The organism is Pseudochrobactrum sp. B5, assembly GCF_001939785.1.
Taxonomy (GTDB): domain Bacteria; phylum Pseudomonadota; class Alphaproteobacteria; order Rhizobiales; family Rhizobiaceae; genus Pseudochrobactrum; species Pseudochrobactrum saccharolyticum.
Window position 1 is genome coordinate 189,235 of sequence record NZ_MOYL01000006.1, and the last position, 14,228, is coordinate 203,462.

Here is a 14,228-nt window from a genome sequence, read left to right on the forward strand (position 1 = left end):
GGGGGAGAGCGTGCTGAACGGACGCGTCAAGATTACAGGTCTGAAACATGCAGGCATTCGTTATTTTCTGGCCTCTGCAATAGCTGCCAGCCTGTTCAGTCCGCCGGTTTTTGCATCCCAATCTGTTAATGCCGGTGGCCGCGCAGCGGTTGCTGAAAATCCGTTTAAAGTGCAGGAAATTGCCGAATTTAATACGCCTTGGGCGATTGCTTTTTTACCGGATCAGCGTCTGCTGGTAACGGAAAAAGCCGGACATATTTTTCTGACGGATCGGGCCGGTAAAAAGACCGAAGTCAGCAATGTGCCTGCCGTGTCTTTTGAAGGGCAGAACGGCCTGCTGGATATTGCTGTTTCACCGGATTTTGACTCTGATCGGCTGGTCTATTTCACCTATGCCGAACCGGAACGCAGCGGGAAAGATATTGTCAGTTCGCTGGTGCTGGCACGGGCAAAATTGAACGAAAAGGATGGCAAAGCTTCGCTCGATGACCTGACTGTGATGTGGCGGCAGTTGCCGAAAAGCAAATGGGGGCAACCGGGCGGCATTATCGCTTTCTCACCGGACGGAAAATATCTGTATTTAAGCTCCGGTGACCGGATGAACCCGAAAACTGCGCAAGATCCGAAACTGGCTCTGGGTAAAGTGCTGCGTTTTAACCGCGACGGTTCTGTGCCGCAGGATAATCCGCGTGCCGATCTGGCAGGGCAGGATGAGGATAATGCACGGGCGCTGACATGGACAACCGGCCATCGCAATCCTTACGGACTGGCTTTTGCGCCTGATGGCAAATTATGGCTGCATGAAATGGGCCCCAAAGGCGGGGATGAGCTGAACCTGATTAAACAGGGCTTGAATTACGGCTGGCCGGTGGTGTCGAATGGCACGCAATATAGTGGTGAGCCGATCCCGCACCATGATACGCGGCCGGAATTTGAACCGCCGGTTGTTTACTGGACACCGGTGATTGCCCCAGCAGGGCTCGCTTTTTATGAAGGCGTATTGTTCAAAAACTGGAAAGGCTCGGCGCTGATCGGCGGCCTTGCTTCCATGGCTTTGATACGGGTTGAGTTCAAAGAGGATGGCAGTGCTGATGAAGCGGAGCGCTATGATATGGAAAACCGTATCCGCGATGTGGCGATTGCCAATGACGGTTCCGTCTATGTGATCGAAGATGATATTCCGGGGCGGTTACTACGCCTCACACCGAAATGAGTGAACATTAAAAAAAAGCCCGCTGAAATCAGCAGGCTTTTTTGATTTTCGGATATGTCTTATTTGGCTTTCAGCACGTCTACGCCCGGAAGCGGTTTGCCTTCCATCCATTCAAGGAAAGCGCCGCCTGCGGTGGAGACATAGGAGAAGTCATCGCTGACTTTGGCGTGGTTCAGCGCTGCAACAGTATCACCGCCGCCGGCAACGGAAACCAGCTTGCCCTGTTTGGTGCGTTCAGCCGCATGTTTGGCGGCGGATACGGTTGCCGCATCAAAAGGATGCAGTTCAAAAGCACCGAGCGGGCCGTTCCAGACCAGTGTGGAAGCATCGCTGATTGCCGCATTGATGCGGTCAACCGAGAGCGGGCCCACATCCAGCATCATGCCGTCATGCGGGATTGCATCCACACCATAATTCTGGTGCGGGGCATCCGCTGCAAAATGCCATGCAACCACAGCATCAACCGGCAAAATAATCGCGCAATTGGCGCTATCCGCTTTTGCCATGATCGCACGGGCTGTATCGGCCAGATCATGTTCGCAGAGCGATTTACCGACATTGTGACCTTGTGCTGCAAGGAAAGTATTGGCCATACCGCCGCCGATCACCAGAGCATCAACCTTTTCAACAAGGTTGGAAAGCAGGTCGATCTTGGTGGAAACTTTGGCACCGCCGACAATCGCGATTACCGGACGGGCTGGCTGGCCGAGACCTTTTTCCAATGCAGTCAGCTCGGCTTCCATGGTCAGACCGGCAAAAGCAGGCAGAACATGTGCCAGACCTTCGGTCGAGGCATGGGCGCGGTGCGCAGCCGAGAAAGCATCATTGACATAGATATCGCCATTGGCAGCGAGCGCCTTGACGAAATCGGCATCGTTCTTTTCTTCGCCTTTGTGAAAACGGGTGTTTTCAAGGAGCAGAACATCGCCGTCTTTCATGGCGTTAACGGCTGCAGCGGCTGCATCACCAATGCAATCTTTGGCGAAAGCAACATGATGCTTAACCGCATGTGCCAAAGCTGGCACGATCTGTTCCAGCGAGAATTCAGCCTTCACTTCGCCTTTCGGGCGACCGAAATGCGCAAGCAAAATGACTTTGGCGCCACGCTCACGCAAAGCATTGATGGTCGGAATAATGCGGTCGATACGGGTGGTATCCGAGACTTTGCCGTCCTGCATAGGTACGTTCAGGTCAACGCGGACAAGCACGCGTTTTGAAGCAACATCTGCGTCTTTAAGAGTGCGGAAATTCATAAGAGGTCTCCGGTTTTTGCGGAATAAAAAAGCCGCGCGTCCAGTGAGGTCACGCGGCTTCGGCATATTTGGTCCGAGCAGATGCTTAGATCAGCTTGCCAAGCGCAACCGCAGTATCGCTCATGCGGTTTGAGAAGCCCCACTCATTGTCGTACCAGGTCAGGATACGCACCATGGTGCCGTCCATAACTTTGGTCTGATCCATATGGAATACGGATGAATGCGGGTTGTGGTTGAAGTCGATGGAAACCAGCGGCTCATCAGTAAAGCCGAGAATGCCTTTGAGGCGGCCATTGGCAGCTTCGCGGATTGCATTGTTGATTTCTTCAACAGTTGTGGAGCGTTTTGCTTCAAATGTCAGGTCAACAACGGAAACATTCGGGGTTGGTACGCGGATTGCAACGCCGTCGAGCTTGCCTTTGAGTTCCGGCAGAACCAGACCAACAGCTTTAGCCGCACCGGTTGAAGTCGGGATCATCGACAGGGCAGCAGCGCGGGCACGATACAGATCTTTATGCATGGTATCCAGCGTCGGCTGGTCACCGGTATAGGAGTGGATCGTGGTCATGAAGCCTTTTTCAATGCCGATTGCGTCATTGAGAACCTGAGCCACCGGTGCAAGGCAGTTGGTGGTGCAGGAAGCGTTGGAAATGACCAGATGATCTTTGCTCAGCTTGTCATGGTTGACACCGTAAACAACTGTCAGGTCAGCATTGTCCGCAGGTGCGGAAACGATAACGCGCTTGGCACCGGCTTCCAGATGAGCAGCGGCTTTATCGCGGGTTGCGAAAATACCGGTGCATTCCAGAGCAATGTCCACGCCTTCAGCCGCCCATGGCAGTTCAGCAGGATTGCGCACAGCGTGAACTTTCATCGCGCCGCGGCCAACATTAATGGTGTCGCCTTTGACAGTCACTTCTGCCGGAAAACGGCCGTGAACGCTGTCATAGCGCAGCAGATGCGCATTGGTTTCAACCGGACCCAGATCGTTGATTGCTACAACTTCGATATCGGTACGACCCGATTCGATGATGGCGCGCAGGACGTTACGGCCGATACGACCAAAACCGTTAATAGCGACGCGAACTGCCATATTATGACTCCCGAAACTGTTCGATGTTTTTCAGTCTGCTTTTGCAGGCTGAGAGAGAAAAAGGAGTAATCAGGTCACCTGATTACTCCTGATAAATTAACCCAGCTTGGCTTCTGCTGCGGCAACCACAGCTTCTGCAGTGATGCCGAAATGCTTGTAGAGATCATTGATCGGGCCGGAAGCGCCGAAGCCCTTCATACCGATGAATGTGCCGTTTTCGCCGATGAAGCGTTCCCAGCCCATGGAAATTGCTGCTTCAACCGCAATACGTACCGGCGCATTGCCGATCAGTGCTTTCTGATAGGCTGCTGTCTGGTTTTCAAACAGCTCAAAGCAAGGAACGGAGACTACGCGGGTCGGAATACCTTTGGCTTCCAGCTGTGTGCGGGCATTGAGCGCGATTTCAACTTCGGAACCGGTGGCGAAGATGGTGACTTTTGCATCATCCGAAGCGGTCGCCAGTTCATAGGCACCATATGCGCAGAGATTGTCATCATCGTGCTGGGTGCGCACGGTCGGCAGGTTCTGACGGGTCAGAGCCAGTGTCGACGGTGTTTTGGTTGAGTTCAGCGCAATCTGCCAGCATTCTGCAGTTTCAACCGCATCAGCCGGACGGAATACGAAATGGTTCGGAATAGCGCGCAATGCAGCCAGATGTTCAACCGGCTGGTGTGTCGGGCCGTCTTCACCAAGACCGATGGAATCATGGGTCATGACATAAGCAACGCGGATGCCCATCAGTGAGGACAGACGCATGGCCGGACGTGCATAGTCGGAGAAGCAGAGGAAGGTGCCGGAATAAGGGATAACACCGCCATGCAGCGCCATACCGTTCATTGCAGCGGACATACCGAGCTCACGGATACCGTAATGCACGAAACGGCCATGGTAATTATCCGGTGTAATCGGCTTGGTCTGCGAGGTCAGCGTGTTGTTGGAGCCGGTAAGGTCAGCGGAGCCGCCGATGGTTTCCGGTACAACGCCGTTGATAACTTCCAGAGCCATTTCCGAAGATTTACGGGTGGCAACCTTCGGCTTATCTTCCGAGAGCTTTTTCTTATAGTCGATGATCGCCTGATCGAAGGCGCTTGGCAGATCGCCGCGCATACGGCGTTCAAATTCTGCACGAACCGATGCGTCAGCGGCAGCAAAGCGCTTTTCCCATTCGATACGCTTCTTCGCGGAGTTCAGGCCGGCCAGACGCCATGCATCAAGCACATCCTGCGGGACAACAAATGGCTCATATTCCCAGCCGAGTGCTTTGCGGGTGGCTGCAATTTCTTCTGCGCCGAGCGGCGAACCGTGAACCTTGCTGGTACCTGCTTTGTGCGGCGAACCAAAACCGATGGTGGTTTTACAGGCGATCATGGTTGGCTTGTCAGATGCTTTGGCGAATTCAATAGCCTTGGCAATTGCATCCTGATCGTGACCGTCAACTTTCAGCGTGTTCCAGCCGGAAGCTTCAAAGCGGGCGCACTGATTGGTGGAGTCGGACAGGGAGATCGGACCGTCGATGGAGATATTGTTGTCATCCCAAAGAACGATCAGACGGTTGAGCTTGAGGTGACCGGCCAGCGAAATCGCTTCCTGGCTGATACCTTCCATCAGACAGCCGTCACCAACCAGAACATAAGTGTGGTGGTTGACAAGTGCATCACCGAATTCTGCGTTCAGAATACGTTCTGCCAGTGCCATACCAACGCCGTTGGCAATACCCTGACCGAGCGGGCCGGTTGTGGTTTCAATACCGGCAGCATGGCCGAATTCCGGATGACCTGCGGTGCGGTGACCGAGCTGACGGAAATTTTTGATTTCGTCGAGCGTGATGTCTTCATAGCCGGTCAGATACATCAGGGAGTATAGCAGCATCGAACCGTGACCTGCGGACAGGACAAAACGGTCACGGTCAGGCCATGTGGTGTTCTGCGGATCATGGGACATGAAACGGGTGTAAAGCGTGGTCGCAATATCAGCTGCGCCCATCGGCAGGCCCGGATGGCCCGAATTGGCTTTTTCTACTGCGTCCACAGACAGGAAGCGGATTGCGTTGGCCATCTGGTTCTGTTTATCGGAATTACTCATGGTTTCGGCTGTCTTTCCTGTGGTGCCTGCAGAATGTGTAAAGAGCTGTTAGCCTCAGACATCGGCAGATTTGTGAGCATTAGGACATAACTTGCAGTAAAAAGATAAAAAGAGCTCTGCTGCAAGGGTTGGCGACACATAACATTTGCATGAAGAGAGTCAACAAAGCGCTGGCATTCTGCACGTATAACAGGGGATTTCAGGCCTGCATGCGACACAGTGTGCGCGCTTAAAACGGTTGAAGTTACAACAGCGCTTGTCAAACCCCGTTGTAAATATGGTGTATGAGTTAACGCCTTTGTGTGACATTTGTTGCTTCACAGCATTGTGCTTATTAAAGTGATGGCAAATCTGCCGCTTCCGGCATGACGATTCGGCCTTATTTTGAAAAGCCGTTATCGGCAAAGGGAAAGAATATGGCTTCAGAAATTACGCTCAGACAGGCGATTGAACAACTGGAAAAAGCAATGACTACTCTTGAGCAGGCTGTTGAATTACGGCTTGAAAAAGAGGGGGACTTTGTGGAAGCGGAAGAAGAAGTGCAGCGTATGAATGCTGACCGCTCCAAACTGGCACAGGAACTTGATTTGTCTGAGGCTCGTGCCGAGCGGCTGGAGACAGCCAATCGTGAAGTCTCGCGGCGGCTGGTAACAGCTATGGAAACAATCCGCACGGTTCTCGATCGTTGAGGCTCTTGCCGGACAAAATTTAGCAGCTATTTATGTTCTATAGCTTGCACGGCAAAATAATAAAAAACGGCAGAACGGAGGTCCCATGGCTACAGTAACAGTGACAATCGATGGCAAAGCCTATCGTATGGCCTGTGACGAGGGTCAGGAAGAGCATCTCTCCGGTCTGGCTGACCGTTTTGACCAATATGTCATGCATCTCAAAGGCTCTTTCGGTGAAATCGGCGATCTGCGCCTGACCGTTATGGCCGGTATTATGGTGATGGACGAACTGGCCGAATTGCAAAAACGCTTGCAGGGGCTGGAGAATGAAGCGGAAACGCTGCGCCGCTCCCGTGATGATGCCTTGTCCCGTGCCGATAAAAGCGACAGCGCTTTGACACAGGCAGTGGCACGTGCTGCCCATCAGATTGAAGGTCTGGCTAAAAAAATTGCACCACGCGGCACTTGATCTGGCAGTTCTGATTTATTGTGATGAGTTGAATAAAAAAATCTGTATCCGCGAGAATGCCCTCTGGTACAGGGGCATCAGAATCCCTATAATAAATACAGGCGTACTGCTCTTCACGACAGAAGGTTTAACATCCCCGGGGCCTTATTGATCTCTAAGGGAACTGTCCCTGAGGAGGCTCGAGGGCTTCTTCATATGGTGCCCACCTACGTTGTAGGTTCCCGGGATCAATCGCTTCATCGGTCGCTGTGGTTCGCCGCTCTTTCCTTTTTCATATTTGCCTTTTTTCGCGTCTTTCTGTTTTAATCGGGAAGAGGCGTTCAGAGCATAATTCCTTAAACTTGGATCAGTTTAAGGTGAAATTATGCTCTAATTTTAAAGTGTTAGAGCGAGTTTTGTGTGCCAAGTATGGCACACGGCGCTCTAGGTGTGTGAAATGAAGGAAAATGAGCATGGCGGATGGTGATCTGAAAATGCAGAAGGCCGATTTGCGAAAATCCGTTCTGCAGGCGCGCAATGCTCTCCCTGAAATTTTCCGTAACACTGCTTCTGAGACCATTGTTCAGAACTTTCTGAATGGCATAACTTTGCCTGAGAAGGCCTGTGTCTCCGGTTTCTGGCCGATCCGCTCGGAAATTGATCCGCGACCATTAATGCGGGTGCTTGAAGCGCGTGGCATGACACTTTGTGTGCCGGCGATTTTGGATAAGCAGACCATTGAATTCCGCACCTTGTCATTTGGCGATACGCTGGTTGAGACGGGCTTTGGTACAATGGGGCCACCGGCGGACGCGCCGGTTGTTGATCCGGATATTATGCTGATTCCGCTGGCGGCATTTGACCGTGCAGGCAATCGGATCGGCTATGGTGCGGGCTATTATGACCGTGCAATTGCAGCTTTACACCATAAAAATAAGCATCCGCTGCTGATAGGTGTTGCGTTTGATGCCCAACGGGTAGATCACATAGCCCATGAGCCACATGATGTGGCATTGAATTATATTCTGACTGAAACCGGACTTATTGCGGCATCGCCAGTGTGATATTTGCGTGATATTTGCGGAAAATCCAAAAGCAGGTTTGAAGGATCTATGCGTTTTCTTTTCTTGGGTGATATGGTTGGCCGCTCCGGTCGCACAGCAGTTTTTGAAAAATTACCGGGTCTGATTTCTGATCTGAAACTGGATTTTGTCGTTGTTAACGGTGAAAATGCTGCCGGTGGCTTCGGGGTAACGGAAGAAATCTTTCATGAGACCATCCGTGCCGGTGCCGATGTCATGACCACCGGCAATCATGTCTGGGATCAGCGCGAGGCTCTGGATTTCTCCCGCCGCGAAGATCGCTTTTTGCGCCCTGCGAATTTTCCGAAAGGCACTGCCGGTAAAGGTTCCGGTCTCTATATTGCTAAGAACGGTGCGCGCGTGCTGGTCGCCAATATTATGGGGCGCGTTTTTATGCATCCTGATCTGGATGATCCGTTTAAGGCCGGTGAGGAAATTCTCGGAGCCTGCCCGCTTGGTGAACAGGCAGATGCGGTGATCTTTGATTTCCACGCGGAAGCCACCAGTGAAAAGCAGTGTTTCGGCCATTTCGTCGATGGTCGCGCCAGTCTGGTTGTGGGAACACATACCCATGTCCCGACTGCTGACTGCCAGATTCTGACCAATGGTACGGCCTATATGTCTGATGCCGGTATGTGCGGTGATTATGATTCATCGCTGGGTATGGACAAAGAAGAGCCGCTCAACCGTTTTCTTTCCAAAGTGCCGAAGGGACGTTTTGAGGCTGCCAGCGGCCCTGCAACTATCAGCGGTATCGGGGTTGAAATCTCAGATCGTACAGGTCTGGCAGAAAAGGCGGCGCCATTGCGCATCGGGCCGCGGCTTGAAGAAACCATTCCGTCTTTCTGGCGCTGAAGTATCGTTTTGCTGAATAAAATTATAAGACCCGCATATTTTACGGATATGCGGGTTTTTTGTTTGGCTGAACATGCGAAATATTTCAGACAGAAATAAAATGTTGGGCTTCTGTTTTATTGAAAAACAGGCATTCTTTTCCCATGTGCCTGTCTCGTGATTTCATGAGATTGTAAAATATCTGTGCGTGTTCAAGTCTTTATTGCCTGTATAGGCGGTTTATAACCGGAACATGGACTGAGTTTTGAACTGTTTTGTCATAAGTAAAATGACGCAGCTCACCTGTCTCTTTGGCTTTGCGCACTATCTGATGCAAGGCCGCATGGTATTTGCCGGATATGCTTACATTACAGATCTATCAATAATTCTTCGACGCAAAGGGCGCCTGAATGGAATTTTTCGCTGAGTATTTTGGTTTTTTGAACAGCCCTGCGGGATGGGCTGCCTTGGTCACATTGCTGGTCATGGAAATTGTTCTCGGCATTGATAATCTGATCTTTATCTCGATCCTCACCAATAAGCTGCCGCTGCATCAGCAGGCAAAAGCCCGAAAAATCGGTATTGGTGCTGCGTTGATCCTGCGTCTCGGACTGTTGTTCACAATTTCCATCATCGTACAGATGAAGGATCCGGTGATTGAGCTGTTCGGTAATCAGTTCTCATGGCGCGATATTATTCTGATTGCCGGTGGTCTGTTCCTTGTCTGGAAAGCGACCAAGGAAATTCATCACACGGTTGATCCTCATGACGGTGCCAAAGCCGGTGCAGGTAAAGTTGTGACATTGAGCATGGGTGCTGCAATTACACAGATCCTCCTGCTTGATCTGGTCTTCTCGGTTGACAGTATCATCACAGCGGTTGGTATGACCGATGAGATCGTGATCATGGTGATTGCTGTTGTCGGTGCTGTCACAGTGATGCTGCTTGCTGCTGACCCGCTGTCGCACTTTATCGGTAAGAACCCGACAATCGTTATGCTGGCGCTGGGTTTCCTGCTGATGATCGGTATGACCCTGATTGCCGATGGCTTCGGTTATCATGTGCCGAAAGGCTATATCTATGCTGCGATGGGCTTCTCGGCGCTGGTCGAAATCCTCAATATGCTGGCACGTCGCCGCAATAAGCCTGCTGAGTAAATCAGTATAAAATCCGCATAATGAAAAAGCCCCGTTGCAATGATCTGCAACGGGGCTTTTATTTTTACCGAAGCTCAAAAGCTATTAAGCGTCTTTACGGAAAGAAGCTTTCAGGATCGAAGCGCCGAGAGCGGATTTGATCAGTGCGCCGATCAGGAATGGTGTAACACCAACCAGTACAGCTTTTTCAATACCGACTGACTGGCTCAGCCATGCAGCACCGAGAACCAGAGCCAGAATATTGGCGGTCAGGAAAGCGGCGAAAGCTTTTGGCAGGCTGCTGCCGTTCCAGCCGCGTTCGGCCAGATAGCCGGTGAGGGCTGCGATAACAGGGAATGCAAACAGGTAACCGGCTGTCGGGCCTGCGAAAGCGGCCAGGGTGCCGTTGCCGCCAGCAAGAACAGGCATGCCCATTGCTGCTTCACCGAGCCATGCAAGCACGGTCAGTGCGCCAAGACGCCAGCCATAGAGTGCGCCGATCAGTGGAACAACCAGTGTCTGCAGGGTGATTGGCACCGGTAGCATAGGCACTGTGATCTGGGAGGTCAGTGCGAGAATCATGGTGCCGGAAATGACGGCAAATAATTTCATGGCCGCGCTGCGATTGTCGAGATTGAGCGGGCTGAAAGCCGGTTTGCGAACTGCATGTGCGAGAGACATGAAAAGCTCCTTATAGCGTGATGTGTATTCAAATGATCTTATTTGACGGGCACGATCATGCAATAAACAAAAACTGAGAGCGGGTGCAGCGGGTAAAATGATATGCGACACACTCTGGTGAAAATTATAGATAGTTTGCAATGTGCATCTATCGTAAAAATCATTAGGTCAATTTGCGCGACTTGGCCAGACAGAATTGTCGTAAAATTGTTTATAGACGGGTCGTAAACAGAGCGGATTGCAGCAAGCCGGGCAAGGGCAGGTTTTAAAACTGCCCGCATCTGCTCTGAGACTTATGAATTGATATATTTTATAGATAATTTATGCGGAATTGGTTTTATTTTACCCGACAATCGCAAAGGCATCGCGCACTTTGCCTGACGGGCTGGTTACCGGCTTGCGGCCAATCCACTGCACATGGCGGGTGAGAATATTGGCAGCCTGCTCCACATCGCCGTCCCGCAGAGCTGCAAGAATAGCCAGATGGTCGTGATCGGTGCGGGCTTCCCATTCCGCACGCCATGAGACGAACAGAAAGCGTGCGCTGGCATCATGCAGATCATCAATCGTTGCCAGCAGACGCGGCATGGCGCAAGGTGTAATCAGCAGACGGTGAAATTTGCGGTTGGCCGCTTCCCATGAGCGCACATCACTGGAATTATCACCGGCATGGGTGGCTTCTTCCGCCTCATCCAGAATGGCGCGGGTCAGATGCGGTGCGGCATGGCGCAGTGCCAGCACTTCCAGCGCTGCACGCATTTCGGCAACCTCACGGATTTCTGCGAGCGAAAATGAAGCGACACGCACACCACGGCGCGGCTCAGACACGGCAAGCCCCTGCGCTTCAAGACGGCGAAAAGCCTCGCGCACCGGTACATGGCTGGTGCCGAACTCATCGGCAATGTGATCCTGACGCAGTTTTGCTCCCGGTTCCAGTTCACCGGCGATGATACGCTGCGACAGAATCTTGCTGATCTGTGCGGCTATCGTGTCGTTTTTCTGTCGCGGTGCGGCTGGCTGTTCGGTCACGTCAATCTATATCCGGTGTAACGGGCAGTTTCAGAGCTTGCCCGTGGATAGAGCATTCTGGGATTCAAATAAAGGTACGGGCAAATAAAGGTTTGAGAATGAGTATAATGCCAGGGATGCGGCATAATATATTCACGTTATTGATAAGGCGCATATCAGAGCGTGTCCAGTTGCAGGGCTCGGAACCGGTGTAAAAAACTATCATCTGCAATGAAAAGACGATATTATCGCAGCCTGCAAAGAAGTGCGGTGTGGTGTGGCTGGACGTGGCGCACCATTTTCCTTATAAAGCGCACATTCCGCAGGGATGAATGCGGATGCCTCGCTCTTGCTGCGCCGCATATTCAATCCCGTGCCCAAATTTTAGAACCTGAACAGGGGTGCTATGGCCGGCCATTCACAGTTTAAAAATATTATGCACCGCAAAGGCAGACAGGATGCCATGCGGTCGAAAATGTTCTCCAAGCTTGCACGCGAAATTACCGTTGCAGCCAAGCAGGGTCTGCCTGATCCGTCGATGAATGCGCGTCTGCGTCTGGCAATTCAGAACGCTAAAGCGCAGTCCATGCCAAAGGACAATATCGAACGCGCGATCAAAAAAGCTGCCGGTGCCGATTCCGAGAACTATGATGAAGTACGCTACGAAGGCTACGGCCCGGGCGGTGTGGCCGTTATCGTTGAGGCGCTGACAGACAACCGCAACCGTACCGCATCCAATGTGCGTGCTGCTTTCACCAAATCCGGCGGTGCGCTGGGTGAAACCGGCTCCGTGGGCTTCATGTTCTCCCGCGTTGGCGAGATCGTCTATAAGCCTACTGCCGGTGACGCTGATACCGTTATGGAAGCAGGGATTGAGGCCGGTGCTGAAGACGTGCAGTCTGATGAAGAGGGCCACGTCATTATCTGTGCTTTTGAAGATCTCGGCGAAGTTTCCAAAGCGCTTGAAGCCGCGTTGGGCGAAGCTGAGTCCATCAAGGCAGTCTGGAAGCCGCAGACTTCGGCTCCGGTTGATGAAGAAAAGGCACAGTCCGTTCTGCGTCTGATTTCGACACTGGAAGATGATGATGATGTGCAGAACGTTTATGCCAATTTTGAAGTCAGCGAAGAAGTGCTGGCCAAGCTGAGCGTATAATTTAGCCTCCTTGCTCAATATTAAAACCTCCGGCAGCTGACGTTGCCGGAGGTTTTGCTTTTTGTGCCATATAATCGTCCTGTTGACCTTGGCAGGTAAAATCGGGACACTAAATTGATAGAGCATATCTGAGACGGGCCGGAGCATTTCACCGTCAGGTTGAATAGTTTGATGGCAATGAAATGCGACGACTCTAAGAATCGAGAGCGATTGCTGTGATTCAATCGGGGCGTAATCGCTCTCGAGGCGGACACCGTTCCGCAATACGGAAACGGGAGAATGATCTATGCACAGACCGATTGCTGTTTTTGATGCAGGTATCGGCAGCTATGCTGTCGTTGCGGAAATCCGCAACCGCTTGCCGCATCAGGATATTATTTATTTTGCTGACCGTGCCAGTTTTCCCTATGGCGGCAAAAGCCGCGCGGAACTGATTCAGGTGATGCGCCGCACGATTGATTATCTCTCAAGCTTCAATCCTTGTGCGATTGTGATCGCTTCCAATGCGCCGTCGATCATGGTGCTGGAGGAACTCAGTCAAGATATTCATCTGCCGCTTTTCGGTGTCTATCCGCCTTTGCGGGAGGCATGGGGCTTGTCCCATAGCGGACAAGTCGGGATCATGGGTGTTCAGTCGCTGGTGGAAAGTCCGATGATCGGTGAGTTCGTGGCTGAACACAGTGCTTATAGTGATCGTGTGGCGCTGATTAATGCCTCTCCGATGGTGGAGCTGGTAGAATCAGGTGCGTTTCTGTTTGCACCGGAGAAAACACAGGCAGCGGTTGATGCATTTCTGGCGCAGGTTTTTGCCAAATATCCGGAGATTGATGTGCTGACCCTTTCCAGTACACATTTGCCATGGTTGCGCCGGTTTTTCGAAAATGCCCGTCCGCAATGCCATTTTCTCGACCCCGCCAAAGATATGGTTTCAAGGATCGGACAGGGTACAAAAGGGCAGGGGAAAATCCGCGCCTTGGTGACGGAAGATGAACGCTATGATCTGGCGACATTCCGCAAGATGCTCAGCGCGATTGGCGTGGATATTCCGCTGGAACCGGTGCGGCCCTATTAAAACCTGCTGCATTTGCAGCAAAAGTGGGAACCGGTTTTGCGTGAGGTAAATGCGCAAAAACAAAGAGACAGGTCATAAAAAAAGCTCCGCATTGCGGAGCTTTTTTATTCTCATCAAGAAATCGGGAATTAGATACCCAGATTGCCGAAGCGGTTCTTGAACTTGGTAACGCGGCCACCGCGATCCATCAGCTGCTGGTTGCCGCCGGTCCATGCCGGATGGCTCAAAGGATCGATATCGAGGTTCATCGTATCGCCTTCTTTACCCCAGGTGGAGCGTGTTGAATATTCGGTACCATCAGTCATAACAACTTTGATGGTGTGGTAATCCGGATGAATGTCTGCTTTCATAGTCAGCTTCCTGAAAGGTTTATGGCATTTAGCCACGCCCCGGCCATCACCGGAACTGCGGCAGATACGCCCACTTGTCTCATTGAAGCTGCAGACAATACGGCTACGGCTTCCAAAAGGGTTGGGGAGCCTATACATCAGGCAGCAGCTAA

14 protein-coding genes and 1 other RNA gene are annotated in these 14,228 nt (G+C 51.8%); 9 read left to right on the forward strand and 6 right to left on the reverse strand.

Annotation, left to right across the window (positions count from 1 at the left end; translation table 11 throughout):
• Positions 1–55: 55 nt before the first annotated feature.
• Positions 56–1,213, forward strand: coding sequence for a PQQ-dependent sugar dehydrogenase (locus BKD14_RS16555; RefSeq protein ID WP_075657362.1), 1,158 nt, complete (start codon positions 56–58; stop codon positions 1,211–1,213).
• A gap of 59 nt (positions 1,214–1,272) precedes the next feature.
• On the opposite strand, the gene BKD14_RS16560 is transcribed toward BKD14_RS16555, so the two are convergent.
• The 3 genes from BKD14_RS16560 to tkt form a co-directional block, all read right to left on the reverse strand.
• Positions 1,273–2,466, reverse strand: a complete 1,194-nt coding sequence (locus BKD14_RS16560; protein ID WP_075657292.1) for a phosphoglycerate kinase — start codon at positions 2,464–2,466, stop codon at positions 1,273–1,275.
• Positions 2,467–2,551: 85 nt separating this feature from the next.
• A complete protein-coding gene (gap, locus tag BKD14_RS16565; protein WP_075657293.1) occupies positions 2,552–3,559 on the reverse strand; it encodes a type I glyceraldehyde-3-phosphate dehydrogenase in 1,008 nt (335 codons plus the stop codon).
• A gap of 96 nt (positions 3,560–3,655) precedes the next feature.
• The gene (gene tkt, locus BKD14_RS16570) at positions 3,656–5,641 is read right to left on the reverse strand and encodes a transketolase (protein ID WP_075657294.1); all 1,986 of its coding nucleotides are present in this window, start codon (positions 5,639–5,641) and stop codon (positions 3,656–3,658) included.
• A 416-nt stretch (positions 5,642–6,057) separates the two neighbouring features.
• On the opposite strand from tkt, the gene BKD14_RS16575 reads away from it, so the two are divergent.
• The 6 genes from BKD14_RS16575 to BKD14_RS16600 all read left to right on the forward strand — a co-directional run bounded on the left by BKD14_RS16575 (position 6,058) and on the right by BKD14_RS16600 (position 9,833).
• On the forward strand, positions 6,058–6,330 hold the full coding sequence (locus tag BKD14_RS16575) for a DUF4164 domain-containing protein (protein WP_028233611.1): 273 nt from the start codon (positions 6,058–6,060) through the stop codon (positions 6,328–6,330).
• A gap of 85 nt (positions 6,331–6,415) precedes the next feature.
• Positions 6,416–6,781, forward strand: coding sequence for a cell division protein ZapA (locus tag BKD14_RS16580; protein WP_022710822.1), 366 nt, complete (start codon positions 6,416–6,418; stop codon positions 6,779–6,781).
• Between the two features lie 100 nt (positions 6,782–6,881).
• Positions 6,882–7,040: non-coding RNA, 6S RNA (gene ssrS / locus BKD14_RS16585), on the forward strand.
• Positions 7,041–7,233: 193 nt separating this feature from the next.
• Positions 7,234–7,824 (forward strand): 5-formyltetrahydrofolate cyclo-ligase, encoded by a 591-nt coding sequence (locus BKD14_RS16590; RefSeq protein ID WP_075657295.1) that lies wholly within the window; start codon positions 7,234–7,236, stop codon positions 7,822–7,824.
• 48 nt (positions 7,825–7,872) lie between these two features.
• Positions 7,873–8,697, forward strand: a complete 825-nt coding sequence (locus BKD14_RS16595) for a TIGR00282 family metallophosphoesterase (RefSeq protein ID WP_075657296.1) — start codon at positions 7,873–7,875, stop codon at positions 8,695–8,697.
• Between the two features lie 389 nt (positions 8,698–9,086).
• Positions 9,087–9,833: a TerC family protein gene (locus BKD14_RS16600; protein ID WP_075657297.1), complete on the forward strand. Its 747-nt coding sequence runs from the start codon at positions 9,087–9,089 to the stop codon at positions 9,831–9,833.
• Between the two features lie 84 nt (positions 9,834–9,917).
• On the opposite strand, the gene BKD14_RS16605 is transcribed toward BKD14_RS16600, so the two are convergent.
• Positions 9,918–10,493, reverse strand: a complete 576-nt coding sequence (locus BKD14_RS16605) for a biotin transporter BioY (RefSeq protein WP_075657298.1) — start codon at positions 10,491–10,493, stop codon at positions 9,918–9,920.
• 342 nt (positions 10,494–10,835) lie between these two features.
• Positions 10,836–11,522, reverse strand: a complete 687-nt coding sequence (locus BKD14_RS16610; protein ID WP_075657299.1) for a GntR family transcriptional regulator — start codon at positions 11,520–11,522, stop codon at positions 10,836–10,838.
• A gap of 385 nt (positions 11,523–11,907) precedes the next feature.
• Between BKD14_RS16610 and BKD14_RS16615 the strand changes: the two genes are divergently transcribed.
• Together BKD14_RS16615 and BKD14_RS16620 are read left to right on the forward strand one after the other, a co-directional pair.
• Complete coding sequence (locus BKD14_RS16615; protein ID WP_022710828.1) at positions 11,908–12,654, forward strand: YebC/PmpR family DNA-binding transcriptional regulator; 747 nt, start codon at positions 11,908–11,910, stop codon at positions 12,652–12,654.
• Between the two features lie 286 nt (positions 12,655–12,940).
• Positions 12,941–13,726 (forward strand): aspartate/glutamate racemase family protein, encoded by a 786-nt coding sequence (locus tag BKD14_RS16620; protein WP_075657300.1) that lies wholly within the window; start codon positions 12,941–12,943, stop codon positions 13,724–13,726.
• Positions 13,727–13,854: 128 nt separating this feature from the next.
• Here BKD14_RS16620 and rpmE read toward each other — a convergent pair whose 3' ends face one another.
• Positions 13,855–14,076 (reverse strand): 50S ribosomal protein L31, encoded by a 222-nt coding sequence (rpmE, locus tag BKD14_RS16625; protein ID WP_075657301.1) that lies wholly within the window; start codon positions 14,074–14,076, stop codon positions 13,855–13,857.
• Positions 14,077–14,228 lie beyond the last annotated feature (152 nt).